The sequence below is a fragment of the Streptomyces kurssanovii genome, assembly GCF_040677245.1.
Lineage (GTDB): Bacteria > Actinomycetota > Actinomycetes > Streptomycetales > Streptomycetaceae > Streptomyces > Streptomyces kurssanovii.
The window spans coordinates 92,663-111,453 of the sequence record NZ_JBFAQK010000007.1 but is presented as its reverse complement, the minus strand read 5'-3'; the positions used below and the strand labels follow the sequence as shown (position 1 = coordinate 111,453).

Below are 18,791 nucleotides of genomic sequence, written 5' to 3'. Positions count from 1 at the left end.
AGTCCTGCGGGCCCACAGGCGGATGAACAGGGCCTTCGTGCCCCCGCTGCACTTCTACGTACCCCGTAACGGGGGTGACCGGCCTTGGGGGTTGGTATGACTTCCTCCCCTTCTCGAGTGCGTGACGCGGGGAGGGCGTCACCAGCTCCGCAGGCCTGGACAGACCGCCGGCATCGACGTCTTTCTCAGCCTGGACGCCGGCCCGGTCCGCGCGCCCTGCCCCGAACGACGGCTTCGATACGAACGCGATGTCGGTGGGGCCGCTGCAAATGTCCCTGGCGAGACGTACGGTACGCAGGCACGGGCACTGGAGGGGAGATCATCGTCAGCGGCGCACAGCAACTCCAGCAACGGCAGGTCATCGGTGAGGCAGTCCTGAGGGACCACCCTAGGGCCTGTCCGGCAGTCCCCATCCTGGGCATCACCAACGATCCGGACACCTACGGAACTTGATCAAGCCCTGCGCATGCGGGCCACGCTCCGGCAGACGGTGATCGTCGTGGAATTCGGCTCGCAGGCCGTACCGGAATTCCCGCTGCCCGGTGGTTCCTTACGGGACGTAAAAGGCACGCCTGGGGCGTGAAGGGGTATGCGAACGGGCCCCGGGACAGGACATTCCGGGGCCCGTTCGAGCAATGCCCATGGCCGACAGGACCGAAAGCGGTCCATCTCGGCTTTCTATGGAGCGTCAGATACCGGTGGTCTGCACCGAGACGAGACCGGTGGCCGCGGCGACCGGAACGACGGACGCGACGGACTGGACGGCGCCGACGACGTCACCGACGTTCACAGCGGCGCCGTAGCCGTTGACACCGGCGTGGGCGCTCGCGATACCGCCGGCAATGCCGTCCAGCTCGCTGTCGGAAATTTCGGCGGTCTCAACCGGGGTGAAGCCGTTACGCACTATCTCTCCCTTTCCATACGGGGGGATTCCTGAAATGACGCCGACCGTACGCGCGCCAAGGGAAAGCGGGCCGACGTGAGCGGTCGCCTTGTGCCCGGAATGGGCATCCACGATCAGGACTCCCGTTCCCGAGGATGAGATCACGCCAACAGGCCAACCGGCAACCGGGGTTCCGTTTCTGACGGGTGAATACTTCTTCACGACAACGCCAAATAGCGTGCACTTTTCCGCGGGCCGTGGAGGACGAATAGCGACAAACATGGAGGGTGAGGCGGCGGTGGTGGACGGCCGACCGCCGACAGCGGCGTCCGCGGCTCGGGTCGTGCCGGCGGGAGGTCTGACTTCGGGGTGCGGGGGCAGACGAGCCGTAAGCGAACACGATGTGAGGGAGTTGTCCGATGCTGGGTTTGGCCGCCGCGGTGATGTTCTTCATCGCGTTCCTCATCAACGCCGCCGAGATCGATACGAACGAAGTCTTCGCGTCGACGAACGTGATGCTCCTGGGCCTGATGCTGCTCGCGCTCCATGTCGCAGGCGTCGGCACGTCCTGGAGGTCCGGCCGGGCCCGTCGGCGCTGAGGGCCTTACGGCCCTCGCCGATGCCTCGTGCCCGTTGCTCGCGCGGCCCGTTCGGCTCGCTCGGTGACGTGAACCGGAGGACATGATGGCTCTGATGACAACGGCGGCCGTGGATGCCGCGGCTGGTTCCGGATGGCTCCACGTGACGGTGATCGTGGTGGCGCTGTCCGTGCTCGTGCACAGCCTGGTCCGGCACGACCGCTGACGCTGCCTCGGGCAGAGTCGCGACCTTGGTGGCGCAGGCCACCCGACACGAACCGTTCCAGGTGACCGGACTCCGACGGTCCGGATGCCCGGTGCGCCCGCGCCCGAGAGGGCCGGGCAGGCCCCGGACCGCCGGAAACGTCAGCCCTCGCGGACCGAGAGGACGATCTTGCCCCTGGTGCGGCCGGCCTCGCCGAGGCGGTGGGCGTCCGCGGCCCGCTCCAGCGGCAGCACGGTCTCCACCACGGGCCGCAGCCGCCCCGCCTCGACCAGTCCGGCCAGTGCCCGCATGCCCGTGGAGTCGGGTTCCACCAGCGTGAAGCCGGCGCGCACACCTCGGCCCGCGCCGGCGGGTACCTCGCCCGGCGACGGCAGAGTGACGAGCGTGCCGCCGTCCCGCAGCACGGCGAGCGACCGCGGCCCGTAGTCCCCTCCGATCGAGTCCAGCACCACGTCGACGGTCCTGCCCAGCGCCGTCACGAAATCCTGGCGGGTGTAGTCGATGAGCTCGTCGGCGCCGAGTTCCTTGAGCAGCGCGTGCTTGTCCTCACGGGCGGTGCCGACGACGTACGCGCCGCGTGCCGAGGCGATCTGCACGGCGAGGTGGCCCACGCCGCCCGCCGCCGCGTGGATCAGGACCCGCTGCCCGTCGGTGAGGCCCGCCGTCTCGACCAGTGCCTGCCATGCGGTCAGACCCGCGAGCGGCAGGGCGGCCGCCTCGATGTGGGTGAGTCCCGCGGGCTTGGGGGCGAAGTGCCGCGCCGGACCGGTGACGTACTCGGCGTAGCCGCCGGCCTGCCGCGGGAACTCGGGCATGCCGAAGACCTCGTCGCCCGGCCGGTACAGCGTGACGCCGGGCCCCACCTGTTCGACGACACCCGACACGTCGTACCCCAGCACCGGCGGCTCGCCGTGCATCCCGAAGCCGCCCGTCGCCCGGGTCTTCCAGTCGACCGGGTTCACCCCGGCGGCGTGCACCCTGACCAGGATCTCGGTCGGGCCCGGCACGGGCCGGGGAAGGTCGGCGGGGGTGAGGGTCTCAGGGCCTCCCCAGGAGGGGACGGAGATCGCGCGCATCGTGGTGCCGTTCATGAATGTCCTTCCGTGTCCGATGTACCCGACCACCTTCCGCGCTCGGCCGGTCCCGCAGAACTGGCCGGATGGCCATGATGTGACAGAATCTGGCCATGACCCTCGAAAGGCAGCGCGCCCGGATCACGGAATGGACGCCCGAGGAGGGCTGCGTCGTGCCACCCGGATCCGACCCGCACCGGGTCGTCGTGCTCGCCCTCGACGGCGTGATGACCTTCGAACTGGGCATTCCCGCCCGTATCTTCGGCACCGCCCGCGGCGAGGACGGCACGGCGCTGTACGCGGTGGACGTCTGCACCCCCGACGGCCGTCCCGTGCGCACGGAAGCTGGCTTCTCCATCGACGTCCAGCACGGTGCCGAGGCCCTGGAGCGCGCGGACACCGTGGTCGTCGCCGCCACGCACCGCCTCGGCGTCATCGGAGAGCGGGGCGTGCTGCCCGAGCCGGTGGCGGCAGCCCTGGCCAGGATCCGGCCCGGTACCCGGATCATGTCGATCTGCACCGGCGCCTTCGTGCTCGCCGCAGCAGGGCTCCTCGACGGCCGCCCGGCCACCACCCACTGGGCGGAGGCGGAGCACTTCCGGCGGCTGTTCCCGCGGGTCAGGTTCGACGAGGACGTGCTCTTCGTCGACGACGGCGATCTCCTCACCTCGGCCGGCGCGGCGGCCGGTGTCGACGTCTGCCTGCACCTGGTCCGCCGTGACCACGGCAGCGCGCTCGCCAATCAGGTGGCCCGGCGCTGCATCGTCCCCCCGTGGCGGGACGGCGGCCAGGCCCAGTACATCGAGCGTCCGGTGCCCGCCCCCACCGCCGCCACGACCGCGCCAACCCGCGCCTGGGCGCTCGAACGGCTGCACCGCCCGCTGACCCTGGGGGAACTGGCGGGACACGCCGGGATGAGCGTGCGGACCTTCACCCGGCGGTTCCGTGACGAGGCCGGCCTCACTCCCGGTCAGTGGCTCACGACCCAACGGGTCGAGTTCGCGAAGCAGTTGCTGGAAACCAGCGACCTGTCCATCGACCTCGTGGCGGACCGGGCCGGATTCGGGAGTGCCAACTCCCTGCGCCAGCACATGCGAGAACTCGTCGGCGTCCCGCCCGCCGCGTACCGCCGCACGTTCCACGCCTCGGCGGGTGTCCGGACAGCCCGGCGCGGGATCGGGGCGGGAGCGTCCGGGGTCGCCCGTGGACACGGCCCCGAGGCCCGACCCGCCACAGCATGACCAGTACGCCCCGGACGTCGTCCGCCACTGCGCAGCGTCGCCTTCGCGCTCGGCGCGCCCGCTGCGGACCGCGCCCAGGCTGAGGGCCGGGGTGGGGGCCGGCGGAGTACGAGACGGGCGCCGGATCGGAACAGATGGCGTATCGGTCAGGAATCGAGAAGCGCGGTCCCTGAGCCGTCCCTAGCATGATCGTCATGGACATCACCATTCACACGAGCTTCCTCCCGCACGACGACCCGGACGCGTCCCTGGCCTTCTACCGCGACGCCCTCGGCTTCGAGGTCCGCAGCGACGTCGGACAGGGCAAGATGCGCTGGATCACCGTCGGCCCCGTCGGCCAGCCCGGTACGTCCATCCTCCTGGCGCCGCCGGCCGCCGACCCCGGCGTCACCGAGGACGAGCGCCGCACCATCACCGAGATGATGGCCAAGGGCACCTACGGCTGGATCCTGCTGGCCACCCCGGACCTCGACGACACGTTCGAGAAGGTGCAGGCACGCGACGCCGAGGTCGTCCAGGAGCCGACCGAGCAGCCGTACGGCATCCGCGACTGTGCCTTCCGTGACCCCGCGGGCAACCTGATCCGCATCCAGGAGCTCCGCTGACCGGTCCGTCCGTGGCGGTCACCCCGCGCGGTCCGTCCGTCGCGGTCGCTCGGTGCGGTCCGTCCGTCGCGGTCCGCTCCCCGCCGTTCCCTCCTCCAAGCAAAGGGGTTGTCTCATGTGTCGTCCCGCATGGGCGCGCGCACTCACCGTGGCGCACCGCCTGAGCGAGTTCGCGCGACTGCGTCGCGTCCGTGACCGGATCGACCGGGAGTACGCGCAGCCGCTGAACGTCGAGGCACTGGCCCGCGGCGCGGACATGTCCCCCGGCCACTTGAGCCGCCAGTTCCGGATCGCGTACGGCGAGTCGCCGTACGCCTACCTGATGACCCGCCGCATCGAGCGCGCCACGGTGCTGCTGTGCCGTGGCGACCTGAGCGTCACCGAGGTTCGCCTGGCGGTCGGCTGCTCGTCCCCGGGGACCTTCAGCACCCGCTTCTCCGAGCTCGTCGGCATGCCGCCCAGCGCCTACCGGCGCCGCGTGACGGGCGCTGCCGAGGGCATGCCGCCGCGCGTGGCGAAGCAGGCGACAGGAACGGTCAGGAATGAAGAAGCACCGGTCGCAGAGCCGGAACTAGCGTGAGGACCATGGAAAACATCGAATGCGTCACCCTCGAGGTGGCCGACCCCACGTCCGCCGAGAAGTTCTACACGACCGCCTTCGGTCTGGGCACGCAACTGCGCCTGCGGGCCTCGGAGGCACCGACGACCGGCTTCCGCGGATTCACGCTGTCGCTCGTGGTGTCCCAGCCGGCCGACGTCAACGCCCTCGTCGACGCCGCCGTGGACGCCGGCGCCGCGACGCTGAAGCCCGCCACCAAGTCGCTCTGGGGCTACGGGGGCGTCGTACAGGCCCCGGACGGGACGATCTGGCAGATCGCGTCGTCGTCGAAGAAGGACACCGGCCCGGCCACCCGGAAGATCGACGAGCTCGTGCTCCTGCTGGGCGTCGAGGACGTGAAGGCCAGTAAGCAGTTCTACGCCGACCGCGGCCTCCCCGTCGCGAAGAGCTTCGGCAGCAAGTACGTCGAGTTCGCCGCCGGGACGGGTCCCGTCAAGCTGGCGCTGTACAAGCGACGTGGCCTGGCCAAGGTGGCCGGCGTCTCGCCCGACGGCACGGGATCGCACCGGCTCGTGATCGGCGGCGACGGCGGATCCTTCACCGACCCCGACGGATTCGCGTGGGAAGCCGCGGCGCCTGCTCCCACACCCTGAAGGTGACCACGTGCGGAGTCCCCTCCTCACAGGGGAGGGGCTGGGCACGAACCGACCCGACCGGCCGGAGGAAGCATGACGGGCGCGCCGGCCTAGAGGCGGGACGGTGAGCCGGCCGCGGATCGGGCGAAGGCGACGGCCTCGTCCAGGCGCGCGATCTCGTCGGCGCTCATACCCGGATCGTCGGCGCGGCGGGCCCTTGCCTGAGGAAGCCGGCCGACGACGTCGACCTCGCTGCCCGCGACGGCGAGCATGGCCGCCAGTACCCGGCGTATGCCGACTGCGACCTCGAGCGGGGACTCGAGTGCCACCTGCGACAGGATGAGCGCCGACATCGCCCAGTCGAGAGCAGGTTGCCCGAGCCGGGCGTTCGTCCAGTCGATGACCACCGGGCCGTCCGCCGTGAGCAGCACGTTCTCCGGGTGGAGGTCCAGGTGGAGGATCCGGGCCGAGGGGCCGCCGGCCTCCATGGCCGCCACGCCCGTCGGGGCCGGGACGGAGTGCAACCGCCGCAGCAGTCGCCCCAGGGCGGCCCCGCCCTCCTCGGCCGTCGTCGAACCGTCCGCCATGGCCTGCGCCATCGTGCGCCCGGACAGCCGCCGCATCACCAAGTCGGTCGCCGGGACCGCGCAAGCGGGGTGGCCCGGGTCCACGTCCGGCACCGGATACCCGTGGCGGGCCAGGTGCTTCATCAGCGCCGCCTCGGAGGCGGCACCGGTTCCCTGGCGCGAGCGCCGTAGTACCCACTCGCCGTCGATCACGTACACGTCCGCGCTGCGGCCCGACCCCAGCAACTCGCCCGTCGTCTGCATCGGACGAATCTACTGCCGGTGCCCCGTGCCCCGTGCCCCGTGCCCCGTGCCCGGCGCCCGCCGCCCGCCGCTCTCGTCGGCCCCGTTCTTCGGCGCCGAGGGCGGTCATACGGCCGGGCCGCCCGGCGTCGGCGTTCACCGGGCGGAGCGGGCCGGGGGAGTGGTCGCCTCGACGGGGACGAGCACGGCGGTGATGTTGTCGTGCCCGCCGGAGTCCAGCGCGTAGCGGACCAACTCCCTTGCCTGCGGCAGCAGATCGATGGCGTCGGTCGATGCCCGGGGCAGACGGGTGAGCACGTCCCGCAGGCCCTCGGCGTCGGGCAGGTAGCGCCACAACCCGTCCGTGCAGAGCAGCAGGCGACCGGGCACGGAGGGCCGGTAGCTCCGGACGCGTGCTTCCGTGTCCTCCGCGTCCGCGCCCAGCCATGCGGCGAGGGCGTCGTGTTCCCCGATGTCGTCCTCGGTGAGTGTCATGCCCGTGCCCTCGTCCGGCAGCCAGTAGGCCCGGCTGTCGCCGATCGACGCGCTCCAGATTCCCGCCGGGCCGGCCACGCCGGCGACGAACGTGCAGGCCGGTGCCACGTCCGTGTCCGTCGGGGCGGCCAAGGCGGTGACCGCCTGTGCCGCACGGGCCGCCGCCTCGCCGAGTGCCGTCTCCGGCAGTACGCCGGCCGGCAGCCGCAGTGCCAGCACACGCGCCCCCACCTCGGCCGCGACCTGCGCGGCGCGCTCCGACCGGGGTGACATGGAGACGCCGTCGCAGACGACGCCGATCGTCCAGTCGCCGCGCCGGGCCAGGGCCATGGCGTCCGCGTTGACACCGCGCCGCTTGCCGCGGTCACTGACGCCCGCGGCGCCGCCCGGGGCCGTGACCTCGACGTGTGACCGGAAGGCCGGCTGTGCGTGGCCGCATTCCCAGCAGCGGCCGTCCGGGGCGACGATCCCGCCGCACTGGACGCAGTTCTCGTTCTCGCTCATCGGGAGGGATCCTGACAGACCCGGATGGACTCGTCGCGATCGTGATCGTGATGGACCGGAACCGAGAAGGCCCGCGCGCGCCACCGTGTGGGGCGGTGACACGCGCGGGGGTCGTGTGCGGTCCCGTGCGGACCGTCAGGCGCGGAGGGGCCCCTCGCACGTGTAGTCGGAAGTTCCCCCGCGTCCGCCCGGCCAGATGTCCACGTCGTCGAACGAGCAGTTCATGTCGATCAGGTTGTTCACACCGCCCGCGGCGCGGTCGAGGAGGAAGTGGTCGACCGTCCGGGACATGTCCTTGAAGACGAGGTCGGCGTCGCCGGCGTCGGTCAGGTTCGCGGTGATGCGGCCGATGCACACGAACCGCGGGCGCTCCGCCGTGCCGCTGCCATGGCATGCGGGGACGCTTCCGGTCGTAGCGATGAAGGAGGCGCGAACCTCGTCGGCCGACCCCTCGCGCAGCTGGTCCAGCGGGACATAGGCCGTGTCGGGAACGAACAGTTCGTCGACATGGGCGATCTGCGTGTCGAGGAAGGCGTCGTACGTGCTCTGCAGCCCCGCGTCCCTGCCGAGACGGTCGCGCCAGGCGTCGAACGCGGCCGGGTCGTCGGCGCGCAGGGTGCGGTACATCTCCCGCAGCATGGAGGGGCGCTCGGTCCAGAGGAACTCGAAGAAGGTGCCCGCGTAGTCGTAGAAGCGGAAGCCGTCGCCGTCGTACGTGGCGTGCAGCAGCTGGTCCACCGTCATGCGCGGTCCACCGTTCGCCGTGTCGTCGATGACGCCCTGGACGAGCGACGTGCGCACCTTGACGCCGTCGCTGCGGCTGGCGCCGGCGAAGAACTCGGCTGTGCCCTCGTCCATCGCCGTGGTCCGGTCGCCGTCGTACCAGGGCCCTTCGCCGAAGAAGCCGGGCACCGCCCAGCGGCCGTTGAGGTAGTGCCCGTACTCGTGACGGAACAACTCCTCCAGGGTCAGCGAGGAGTCCTGCGGCACTCGGCGCTGGTACGTGTAGAAGGTCGCGCCCTTCTCGATGTAGATGCCGCCGTTGTCGGTGCCCATGCCGGTCAGGAGCGGGTGGAAGATCTCGTACTCCTTGCGCGAGGAGTACAGCACGATGTTCAGGGCGGAGTTGGGGTCGCCCGTGAGGGGCTCCTCGCTGCCGACCACACGGTGGAACTGCGCCTTGACCTGCTTGCTCGCGTAGTACAACTGGTCGACGGTGCCCCGGCCGAGGCCGGTGCGGACCCTGATGCGGTCGAGGCCCTCGGCGCCGTAGACGTAGGTGTACGGGAAGAGGCGCTTCTCGATGTCCGACGCGCACACGCGGTAGGGGGCGCAGGCTTCGTACACCCCCAGCCAAGTGGCGACCGTGGCCCACGGGGCGCTCATGTCACCGAACGTGCGTGCCGTGACGTCCAGAAGGGCGCCGAGGCCGGAGGCGGTCTCCGTGCGCAGTCCGTCGATCTGGCCGAAGCGGCCGTACTCGCTCAGCGCGTCGCGCACGACCCATGCGTTGGGCCGGTCCTTGAGGTGGGTGTGCCGGGCGAAGGCCCGGAAGGCGGCCCGGTAGGAGGGAGCGGCCTTCGCCGCGGCGTGGAAGGCGGTGTCCTGGTTGCCGGGGTGGACGCCGAGGTAGTTCAGGCTGAGCGCGGCGAGGGCGGCCCCGGCCCATGAAGTGTCCTGGGCGGTGTCGGGGTGCCGGGTGTCCATGGTCGCCAGCACCCGCTTGACGAGCCCGAGTTGGTACTGGCGCAGGCCGGGTGCCGAGGCCGCGTAGAGAGCTTCACGGAGGGACTCGGCGTTCGCTCGGGTGACGTCGAAGGTGCGGGGCGCCGAGCCGAAGCGGGCGACGGCACGGCGCATGGTGGTCAGTGTCGGCGGGTCGGTGACGTCGATCTCGTCGCGCGAGAAGTCGTGGTAGGCGACGGCGTGGAGATACGTGAACATCTCCGGCAGGTGGCTGCCGTTCCGGCCGTCGTGGGAGTCGGCGAGGCCGGTGATGCGCCGGGAGACGGCCTGGACGTGCGCGTCCGACATGACCGGGACGAGGCGCTGGTCCCAGGTCCACAGGATCGACCGAAGGCAGTGGTCGGCGGTGACGGCGGGGTCGGCGAGGAAGTCCGCGAACTGTGCGGGGTTGAGGCCCGCAACGCCGTCGAGCGTGCAGGGCGCATTCGCCGCGCCGGCCTCGGACCTGCCCTTCTGTTCAGGGGTTCGAGGTCCGGGGACGCGGCCGGCGGTGAGGCCGCCCGGGGCCGGCAGCGGACGGGCGGCCCGGTGGTCCGGGGCCTCGGCCAGTCGGTCGACCTTGTCGGTGCGGTCCGGCTCGGAGGCCGGCCGTATCGCCGAAGGCGCGGCGGGAGTCGTGAGGGCGGGCTCGGCGGCGGCGGGCTGGACGGCCGTCACGCAGAGCGCGAGTGCGGCCGCGGCGGTGAGCAGGACTGTGCGCATGGATCTGCGCGTGACGAGGTGCAGGGGTAAGCGCGGGTTTCTCGGCTGGAACACATCGGCTCCTGTGTGGGAGGTGGCAAGAGATGCGCTGTGCGGTGAAGCGTGCCGCAGGCGTCAACCGCCTTGGCGCGGGCGCAAGTTACTGGCCTCATGTGATGCGTAACGTAGTAATGTGAAATGGCACTGTAAAGAGCCGTGCCTTCCGGATCTGTCGGTCGTGCCCCGTCAAGTGGGCTCGGGGGCAACGGCAGGCCGCCCACCTCAAGCTGCACGACCAGGCCCTGACGGAACTGCCGCTCCCGGCCGGACCCTTGGCAGCACAAGTGCAATGTGAAATATTACTGACGTGCTCACGAGGAACTCCCCGGATCTCATCGTCGTCGGCGCGGGCGTGGTCGGCGCCGCATGCGCCTACTACGCGGCCCGCTCCGGCCTCTCCGTCACCGTGATCGACCGCGGTCCCGTCGCGGGCGGCACGACGGGAGCCGGTGAGGGCAACCTCCTGGTCTCCGACAAGGAGCCGGGCCCCGAACTCGAACTCGCCCTGCTTTCCGTACGGTTGTGGCGCGAACTGTCCGACGTTCTGCCGCCCCGTGCCGAGTACGAGGCGAAGGGCGGCCTGGTCGTCGCCTCCGGCGAGGCATCCCTGGCGGTCCTGCGTGACCTCGCCGCCCGGCAGGAGCGGGCGGGCGTGAAGAACCAGGAGGTCCCCGACGGCCGGCTCCGCGACCTGGAGCCCCACCTGGCCCCGGGCCTGGCCGGCGGCTTCCACTATCCGCAGGACGCCCAGGTGCAACCCGCACTCGCCGCGGCGCACCTGCTGCGCGCCGCGGGCGGGCAGGGCAACGGCCGGGTCGACCTGCGGCTGGGGGAGGAGGTCATCCGCGTGCTCAAGGGCGCGGGTGGCGAGGTACGGGGCGTACGGACGACGAGCGGTGATCTGCACGCCCCCTGTGTGGTGAATGCCGCCGGTACGTGGGGCGGGCGGCTCGCCGGGCTCGCGGGAGTGGACCTGCCGGTGCTTCCCCGCCGGGGGTTCGTCCTGGTCACCGAGCCGCTGCCGCGCGTGGTGCGGCACAAGGTCTACACGGCCGACTACGTCGCCGATGTCGCCAGCGGCTCGGCGGCGCTCCAGACCTCCGCCGTCGTCGAGGGCACCCCGGCGGGCCCCGTCCTGATCGGCGCGAGCCGGGAACGGGTCGGCTTCGACCGCACCCTGTCGGTGGAGGTCCTGCGCCGCCTCGCGGCCCAGGCGACCCGCCTGTTCCCGGTGCTCTCCCGGGTACGGGCGATACGCACGTACGCCGGATTCCGCCCGTACCTGCCGGACCATCTGCCCGCGATCGGCCCCGACCCACGCGCGCCCGGCCTGCTGCACGCCTGCGGGCACGAAGGTGCGGGGATAGGACTCGCCCCTGCCACCGGCGTGATCGTCGCCCGGATCCTGACCGGAGGTGGACTCCCCATGGACATCGGGCCGTTCAGGCCGGACCGCTTCGACCGAGCCTCGCCCGGAACGTCGCGGACACCTTGACGCCCCGGCCACCCCGGACACCCTGAGACGGAGACGCACCGTGGCCCGTGACCGCACCCCCGCCGAACTCGTCGGCGCGACACCCGAACAGCCCTCGTTCGAGATCACCTTCGACGGGCGCCCGATCACCACGCTCCCCGGCCGGTCCGTCGCCGCCGCCCTTTGGTCGGCCGGCGTCCTCGCCTGGCGCACCACGCGCGGGGACGGACGCCCGCGCGGAGCCTTCTGCGGCATCGGCCACTGCTACGAATGCCTCGCCACGGTCAACGGGCGGCCCAACAGGCGGGCCTGTCTGGTGCCCGCCCGTCCCGGTGACACGGTCACCACTCAGGAAGGACACGGCCATGCCGAACTCGCCGTCTGACCGGGCGGCGGGCGACCCGTACGCCACGGTGTACGACCTCGCGGTGATCGGCGCGGGCTGCGCCGGCCTCGCGGGCGCCGTCACCGCATCCGAACGTGGGCTCTCGGTCGCCCTGCTGGACACAGCCGGCCGGATCGGCGGCCAGTTCTACCGCCACCCCGCCCCGGCTGTGGGAGCGGTGCGCCCGGAGGCCCTGCACCACGACTGGTCCGCCTTCGCCGGTCTGCGCCGCCGCCTCCAGGCGAGCGATGTCGTCCACCTCGCCGGTCACCACGTCTGGACCGTGGAACGGCAGGACGGGGCGGACGCGCGGTGGGCGGCGCACGCGGTCACCGGAGCGGACGGCGACGGAGAGCACCCCGTGCGCGTAAAGGCCCGCCACGTCCTGTTCGCGACCGGCGCGTACGAACGCCAACTGCCCTTCCCCGGCTGGACGCTGCCAGGAGTCGTGGGCGCAGCAGGAGCCCAGGCCATGCTGAAGGCGGGACTCGTCCTGCCCGGCAGACGCGTCGTCGTCGCGGGCAGCGGTCCGCTGCTGCTCGCCGTTGCCGCCTCGCTCGCCACCGCCGGAGCCCGCGTGCCCGCGGTGATCGAGGCAGCCGGCTATCTCGGATACGCGCGCAGGCCGGCCGTCCTCGCCGCCGACCCGCTGAAGCTCGCCGAGGCCGTGGCCCACGGTGCGGCGCTGCTGAGGCACGGCGTGCGGCTGCGCACCCGCAGCGCGGTGACCCAGGTCCACGGCACGGACCGGGTGGAGGCGGTCACCGTCTCCCGGGTCGACCGGGACTGGCGGCCCGTACAGGGGACGGGCCGCCGGATCGCCTGCGACGCCCTCGCCGTGGGGCACGGCCTCCTTCCGCAGACCGAACTCGCCACCAGCCTCGGGTGCGCCACACGGCGGACGCACGACGGGACGCACGCCCTCGCACTGGACGCACTGCAGCGGACCTCGGTGCCCGGTCTGTGGGCGGCGGGCGAGACCGGCGGCATCGGCGGTGCCCAACTCGCGCGGGTGGAAGGCGAGATCGCGGGCATCGCGGTGGCCGCCCAGGTGCGCGGCGAACCCGGACCGGCGCGTGAGGGGCGGATGCGGGAGCTTCGACGGAGGCGGGAGCGTATGCGTGCCTTCGCCGGTGCCATGGCCGCCGTGCACGCGCCGGGGAAAGGCTGGGCCGACTGGCTGGACGACGCGACGGAAGTGTGCCGCTGCGAGGAGGTGCCGGCGGGCGCCGTCCGCGAGGCGGTCGACGCCTACGGTGCCCGTGACGCCCGCACGGTCAAGCTCCTCACCCGCGCGGGCATGGGCTGGTGTCAGGGCCGCATGTGCGGGGCGGCCGTGGCCTGCCTCGCGGCGGGTGAGGGCACCCCGTCCGCGCCGCCGTCTCCCGAGCGCCGGCCGCTCGCGGGGCCCGTGCCGCTGGGCGTGCTCGGAGCCCTCGACCCGAGCGAGCCGTCCGCCACGCCACCCGAGCAGGCCGAACAACCCGACACCGACCGTCCGGACGGCGCCGTCGGACCCCACGACTGAGGGACCCGGCTCGTGCGACCCCACACGGCTCTACGAAATGTCACACCCTACGGAAGAGGTCCCGCATGACCGCCACCCGAGCCACCCTCGCCTGGACCACCGACCGCCCCTGGCGCGGCATCATGGTCGCCACCGCTCTCCCCCTGCGCGACGACCTCTCCGTCGACCTCGACGCCTACGCGGAGCACGTTCGCCGGCTCATCGACGAGGGCTGCGACGGCGTCGTGCCCAACGGCTCCCTCGGCGAGTACCAGACCCTCACCGGCGACGAGCGTGCCCGCGTGGTCCGCACCGCCGTCGAAGCCGCCGGCGACGGCGCGCGCGTGATGCCCGGCGTCGCCGCCTACGGAAGCGCGGAGTCCCGCCGCTGGGCGGAACAGGCCGCGGAGGAGGGCTGCGGAAGCGTGCTGCTGCTGCCGCCGAACGCCTATCGCGCCGACGAGCAGGCGGTACGCGCCCACTATGCGGAGGTCGCCCGCGTGGGGCTGCCCGTGGTGGGCTACAACAATCCTTTCGACACCAAGGTCGACCTCACCCCCGCCCTCCTGGCCCGGCTGTACGGCGACGGCAGCATCGTGGCCGTCAAGGAGTTCAGCGGCGATGTACGCAGGGCCTACGAGATCGGCGAACTCGCACCGGACCTCGATCTGCTGATCGGCGCGGACGACGTGCTGCTGGAGCTCGCCCTCGCGGGTGCGGTCGGCTGGATCGCCGGCTATGCCAACGCCTTCCCAGCCACCTGCGCCGAGCTCTACCACGCTGCCGTCGCCGGTCGGCTCGACACCGCGGTGCCCCTCTACAAGTCACTGCATCCGCTGCTGCGCTGGGACTCCAGGACCGAGTTCGTGCAGGCCATCAAGGTGTCCATGGACGTCGTCGGCCGCCGCGGCGGCCCCGCCCGTCCGCCGCGCACGCCGCTGCCCGCCGCGGCGGCGGCCGCGGTGCGCGCGGCGACCGAGAAGGCCGTCGCCGACGGCCACCACTGACCCCGATCCACCTCGCAGGAAGGGACGTTTGTGCGGACCCGTCACGTCTTCCACGCCGTCGACTCACACACCGAGGGCATGCCCACGCGTGTGATCACCGGAGGCGTCGGGGTGGTCCCCGGTGCCACGATGGCCGAGCGCAGGCTCCACTTCATCGAGCACCTGGACCATCTGCGCACGCTCCTGATGTATGAGCCGCGCGGCCACGCCTCGATGAGCGGCGCGATACTCCAGCCGCCGACCCGCCCCGACGCCGACTACGGCGTGCTGTACATCGAGGTCTCCGGCCTGCTGCCGATGTGCGGGCACGGCACCATCGGCGTGGCCACCGTCCTCGTGGAGACCGGCATGGTCACGGTCACCGAACCCGTCACCACCGTCCGCCTCGACACCCCCGCCGGGCTCGTCTCCGTCGACGTGCGGGTCGAGGGCGGGGCGGCCGAGGCGGTCACGCTCACCAACGTCCCCGCATTCTGCGTCGGCCTGGACCGCGAGGTGGACGTGCCGGGGTACGGGACGGTGACGTACGACCTCGCGTTCGGCGGGAACTTCTACGCCTTCGTCGAACTGGGCTCGCTGGGCCTGCCGTTCGACCGCTCCCGCAAGGACGAACTGCTCGCGGCCGGACTCGCCCTGATGGAGGCGATCAACGCGTCTCCGGACCGCCCCGTCCACCCGGAGCAAGCCGAGATCGCGGGGGTCAAGCACGTGTATCTCGCCGCCCTCGGTTCGGACGCGCACCGCTCACGCCATGCCATGGCCATCCACCCCGGCTGGTTCGACCGTTCACCGTGCGGCACCGGCACCTCCGCGCGCATGGCGCAGCTGCACGCCCGTGGCGCCTTGCCCCTGCACCGCGACTTCGTCAACGAGTCCTTCATCGGTACCGAGTTCACCGGCCGTCTCGTGGCGGAGACCGAGGTCGGCGGGGTACCGGCAGTCGTGCCCCGCATCACCGGACGCGCCTGGATCACAGGCACCGCGCAGTACTTCCTCGACCCGGACGACCCCTTCCCCGCGGGGTTCCTCCTGTAGCTGCGGTGCTGTACGGGTTCGACGGTCCAGCCACCTGCGAAAACAACGTGACATTGTACGCTGGTGATCCTCTCTCGGCCACGAGGCCAAAGGGCGAAGGGAACACCACCACCATGGGCCACCTGAAGCAGCGCAACCTCATCACCACCAGGGAGCGACTGCGTGACCAGGTTGCCCACGCCCTGCGCGCCGCGCTCATCTCCGGCGAACTGCGTCCCGGCGAGGTCTACTCGGCGCCCGGCCTTGCCGAGGACTTCGGGATCTCCGCGACACCGGTGCGCGAGGCGATGCTCGACCTGGCCCGGGAGGGCCTCGTCGAGCCGGTCCGCAACAAGGGCTTCCGCGTCACCGAGGTCAACGAGCGCGATCTCGACCAGTACACCGAGATCCGCCTCCTGATCGAGGTCCCGATGGTCCGCAGGATCACCCGCAGCGCCTCCCGCGAAGACCTGGAGGCGCTGCGGCCGGTCGCCGAAGAGATCGTGCGCGCCGCGCGCGATCACGACCTCATCGGCTACCTCGAGGCCGACCGTCGGTTTCATCTCTCCCTGCTCGCGCTCGCCGGCAACGACCGGCTCGTCGAGACCGTCGGCGATCTGCGCAAGCGTTCGCGGCTGTACGGGCTGACCGCACTGGACGAGCGGGACCAGCTGATCCCCTCCGCCGAGGAGCACATCGAGCTGCTCGACCTGATGGTGGCGGGTGACGCGCGGGGCGCAGAGAAGTGCATGGCCCGCCACCTCGGACATGTGCGCTCGCTCTGGGCCGAGGGCGCGCAGGAGAAGGAACGGCAGGCCGCCGCGCGCGGTCCCAAGAGGCGGCTGGGCACGGCCCGCTGAGACGGCCGGGGGTCCGCAGGTGAGCTCGCGGCCCCGCACGGCTCTTCGGCGTCGGCCGGGGCGCACGCCGAGTGGCCGCCTGCGACAAGGAAGGCCAGGAGGGCGAGCGGGGCGCCGTCGTCGCTCCAGGAGATGACGACCAGCCGGCCGTCCAAGGACGGCCGTACCAGACGACCCTCTGTTCACCGGCGCCGCACCCCGCCACTATGGCGGTGTCAACACACGCCCCCTCGGCCATGGCCCGTGTCAGCTCCGGCGTACGTCGACCGGCCGGTCGCGGGGCGCGCGCCGGAAACGGACGGTCGGTCATGAACGGATCCCTCGGCACAGTGAGGGCGGTCGTCATGACCGCCCTGGTCGCGCTCCTGGCGAGCACGGCGGCCGCGATCCCGGCAGACGCGGCGGCTACGGCGCCACCGCTCCCGCCGGCGTCGACCGTGGCCTTACCGAACGAGGCGGCCCCCGTCCCCCCTCCCGCCGCTCCCCTTTCAGGCCCCGTCCCGCCGCACGCCTCCGGTCCCGTTCCTTCGGCCGCCCCCGACTGGACCCCGCCGCTGAGCACCCGCGGCCGCTACATCGTCGACGCCGACGGCAACCGGTTCAAGCTCAAGTCCGGGAACTGGCACGGCGCGAGCGGCACCTGGACCGGTACCGGTGACCGCGAGGACCCGGCGAACCACCACGCGGGCGAGAAGGCGGACCGTATTCCGCTCGGGCTCGACCGCGCCCCCATGTCCGAGATCGTCGCCGGCTTCCGCGAGCTGGGGCTCAACAGCGTCCGTCTGCCCTTCTCCAACGAGATGGTGCACGACCGGCGCCCCGTCGCCGACGCGTCGGTGGCCGCCAATCCGGCCCTGCGGGGTCGTACGCCCCTCCAGGTCTACGACGCCGTCGTCGCCGCCCTCACCGGCGCGGGACTCGCCGTCATCCTCAACAACCACACCAACACCACCCGTTGGTGCTGCGGTGTCGACGGCAACGAACGCTGGAACGCCAGCCGCGCCGACGCGGAATGGGAGGCCGACTGGCTCTTCATGACCCGCCGCTACCGTCACGAGCCACGCGTCGTCGGCGCCGACCTCTACAACGAGGTGCGCCGCTCGGTCTGGGACGACCCCAACTGGGGCCTCGGTGACCGCCATGACTGGTTCGCCGCCTCGCAGCGTGTCGGTGACCGCATCCTCCAGGAGGCGAATCCCGCTCTCCTCATCGTCGTCGAGGGCATCAACTGGACCGGCGTCCCCGTCGACGGCCTTCCGCACGGGCGCCCCACGCTGGAACCCGTCCAGCGGCTGTCCCACACGCTCGTACGGTCCGGCAAGCTCGTCTACTCCGCCCACTTCTACGACTACACCGGCCCCCACCACACCGGCGCCACCGGTGTGGGCGAGACCTCCGACAACCGCTACCGCGACTTCGGCCGCGACGAACTGTTCGACGTGCTCGACCGGCAGGCCTTCTACGTGTCCGGCCAGGCCGGCCGGCACTTCACCGCTCCCGTGTGGATCAGCGAGTTCGGGATCGGCGGCCGGGACGAGCACGGCGAGAAGCCACGCGCCTGGTTCGAGAACTTCGTCGACCATCTCATCGCCAGGGACGCCGACTTCGCGTACTGGCCGATGGTCGGCTGGCACGAGGACCGCGAGGGCAACGGCTGGGCCCTGCTCCACTGGGACTCCGCCGGCCGGCGCATCGGCGTCTTCGACGGTGACGACTGGCGCGCCGGCGCGTGGAGCCGTCTCGTCGCCGCCGAGGGGCGCACCGGCCCCGTGCCGTCCACGGACCGCTGGTCGATGCTCGGCCCGGACCACGGCGACTTCGTGCAGTCGCTGCGGATGCGGGCCGCGGGCGACTGGGACGTCGGCGCACGCAAGGCGGCCTGCCCCGACGGCCAGCGACTGGCGGGCCTGGCCCACACCGGGGGCCGCGGCCTGTGCACCGACGTGGCGGCGCGTGACCTCTGGGCGCCCGACGGCCCGTACGAGGTGGTGCGCGACGAGCGCCATGTCCGGCCGGGCGGCGACTGGGCGTCGGGCTACACCAAGCTCCAGTGCCCCACGGACCACTTTCTCACCGGCTACAGCGTCCGCGGAGCAGCCGTCTCGGCCGCTCTGTGCGTAGCGGCCCGGACGCCGCTCGGCTCAGGCGGCCGTACCGTCTGGTTCGACCGGGGCGACAACCGTCCGCCCGAGGCCCGCGGTGGGGACTTCGCGTACGGCCGGTTCAAGGGCCAGTGCGCCGACGACGAGTACGCGGCGGGTATCGCGTACACCGGCCGCGTGGGCTCGTCCCGGACACCGGACGCGCTGCTGTGCCGGAAGCTGGGCTGAGCGGGTCGCCTCGCCGGGCACCCGAGCACGAACGTGGACCTGCCCCTCACCAGGCGGAACGACCCCGGTAGGTGCGGCCCGGCCGACCGGGAAGGTGGTACCGGGTGCGGCGTGGTCGA

General features: G+C 72.1%; 17 protein-coding genes. 12 read left to right on the top strand and 5 right to left on the bottom strand.

From position 1 onward, the window contains the following. Positions 1 to 688: 688 nt before the first annotated feature. A complete protein-coding gene (locus tag AB0K36_RS08275) occupies positions 689 to 1,105 on the bottom strand; it encodes a hypothetical protein (RefSeq protein WP_364590041.1) in 417 nt (138 codons plus the stop codon). A gap of 197 nt (positions 1,106 to 1,302) precedes the next feature. Between AB0K36_RS08275 and AB0K36_RS08270 the strand changes: the two genes are divergently transcribed. Further along, a complete protein-coding gene (locus AB0K36_RS08270; RefSeq protein WP_364590038.1) occupies positions 1,303 to 1,482 on the top strand; it encodes a hypothetical protein in 180 nt (59 codons plus the stop codon). Between the two features lie 345 nt (positions 1,483 to 1,827). On the opposite strand, the gene AB0K36_RS08265 is transcribed toward AB0K36_RS08270, so the two are convergent. Beyond that, positions 1,828 to 2,778: an NADP-dependent oxidoreductase gene (locus AB0K36_RS08265; protein ID WP_364590035.1), complete on the bottom strand. Its 951-nt coding sequence runs from the start codon at positions 2,776 to 2,778 to the stop codon at positions 1,828 to 1,830. Positions 2,779 to 2,873: 95 nt separating this feature from the next. Here AB0K36_RS08265 and AB0K36_RS08260 point away from each other — a divergent pair, with 95 nt between their 5' ends. From AB0K36_RS08260 to AB0K36_RS08245, 4 genes are all read left to right on the top strand, one after another. Further along, complete coding sequence (locus tag AB0K36_RS08260) at positions 2,874 to 4,001, top strand: GlxA family transcriptional regulator (RefSeq protein ID WP_364590032.1); 1,128 nt, start codon at positions 2,874 to 2,876, stop codon at positions 3,999 to 4,001. 194 nt (positions 4,002 to 4,195) lie between these two features. Beyond that, positions 4,196 to 4,606 (top strand): VOC family protein, encoded by a 411-nt coding sequence (locus AB0K36_RS08255; RefSeq protein ID WP_364590029.1) that lies wholly within the window; start codon positions 4,196 to 4,198, stop codon positions 4,604 to 4,606. A 115-nt stretch (positions 4,607 to 4,721) separates the two neighbouring features. Further along, positions 4,722 to 5,186 (top strand): helix-turn-helix transcriptional regulator, encoded by a 465-nt coding sequence (locus AB0K36_RS08250; protein ID WP_364590026.1) that lies wholly within the window; start codon positions 4,722 to 4,724, stop codon positions 5,184 to 5,186. Between the two features lie 5 nt (positions 5,187 to 5,191). Beyond that, a complete protein-coding gene (locus AB0K36_RS08245; protein ID WP_364590023.1) occupies positions 5,192 to 5,818 on the top strand; it encodes a glyoxalase in 627 nt (208 codons plus the stop codon). A 92-nt stretch (positions 5,819 to 5,910) separates the two neighbouring features. On the opposite strand, the gene AB0K36_RS08240 is transcribed toward AB0K36_RS08245, so the two are convergent. From AB0K36_RS08240 to AB0K36_RS08230, 3 genes are all read right to left on the bottom strand, one after another. Further along, positions 5,911 to 6,630, bottom strand: a complete 720-nt coding sequence (locus AB0K36_RS08240; protein ID WP_364590020.1) for a phosphotransferase — start codon at positions 6,628 to 6,630, stop codon at positions 5,911 to 5,913. 135 nt (positions 6,631 to 6,765) lie between these two features. Next, on the bottom strand, positions 6,766 to 7,608 hold the full coding sequence (locus tag AB0K36_RS08235; RefSeq protein WP_364590017.1) for a PP2C family protein-serine/threonine phosphatase: 843 nt from the start codon (positions 7,606 to 7,608) through the stop codon (positions 6,766 to 6,768). A gap of 135 nt (positions 7,609 to 7,743) precedes the next feature. Next, entirely contained in the window at positions 7,744 to 10,056 is a 2,313-nt protein-coding gene (locus AB0K36_RS08230; protein ID WP_364590014.1) for a collagenase, read from the bottom strand. A gap of 346 nt (positions 10,057 to 10,402) precedes the next feature. Here AB0K36_RS08230 and AB0K36_RS08225 point away from each other — a divergent pair, with 346 nt between their 5' ends. From AB0K36_RS08225 to AB0K36_RS08195, 7 genes are all read left to right on the top strand, one after another. Further along, positions 10,403 to 11,590: an NAD(P)/FAD-dependent oxidoreductase gene (locus AB0K36_RS08225; RefSeq protein ID WP_364590011.1), complete on the top strand. Its 1,188-nt coding sequence runs from the start codon at positions 10,403 to 10,405 to the stop codon at positions 11,588 to 11,590. A 40-nt stretch (positions 11,591 to 11,630) separates the two neighbouring features. Further along, the gene (locus AB0K36_RS08220) at positions 11,631 to 11,954 is read left to right on the top strand and encodes a (2Fe-2S)-binding protein (RefSeq protein WP_364590008.1); all 324 of its coding nucleotides are present in this window, start codon (positions 11,631 to 11,633) and stop codon (positions 11,952 to 11,954) included. Continuing rightward, complete coding sequence (locus tag AB0K36_RS08215) at positions 11,935 to 13,482, top strand: FAD/NAD(P)-dependent oxidoreductase (protein WP_364590005.1); 1,548 nt, start codon at positions 11,935 to 11,937, stop codon at positions 13,480 to 13,482. The genes AB0K36_RS08220 and AB0K36_RS08215 overlap by 20 nt, the downstream gene beginning before the upstream one ends. 65 nt (positions 13,483 to 13,547) lie before the next feature. Then, positions 13,548 to 14,468: a dihydrodipicolinate synthase family protein gene (locus tag AB0K36_RS08210; RefSeq protein WP_364590002.1), complete on the top strand. Its 921-nt coding sequence runs from the start codon at positions 13,548 to 13,550 to the stop codon at positions 14,466 to 14,468. A 30-nt stretch (positions 14,469 to 14,498) separates the two neighbouring features. Next, the gene (locus AB0K36_RS08205; RefSeq protein ID WP_364589999.1) at positions 14,499 to 15,503 is read left to right on the top strand and encodes a proline racemase family protein; all 1,005 of its coding nucleotides are present in this window, start codon (positions 14,499 to 14,501) and stop codon (positions 15,501 to 15,503) included. 113 nt (positions 15,504 to 15,616) lie between these two features. After that, positions 15,617 to 16,342, top strand: a complete 726-nt coding sequence (locus AB0K36_RS08200; RefSeq protein WP_364589996.1) for a GntR family transcriptional regulator — start codon at positions 15,617 to 15,619, stop codon at positions 16,340 to 16,342. A 308-nt stretch (positions 16,343 to 16,650) separates the two neighbouring features. Further along, on the top strand, positions 16,651 to 18,672 hold the full coding sequence (locus tag AB0K36_RS08195) for a glycoside hydrolase family 5 protein (RefSeq protein ID WP_364589993.1): 2,022 nt from the start codon (positions 16,651 to 16,653) through the stop codon (positions 18,670 to 18,672). The last annotated feature ends 119 nt before the right edge of the window (positions 18,673 to 18,791 follow it).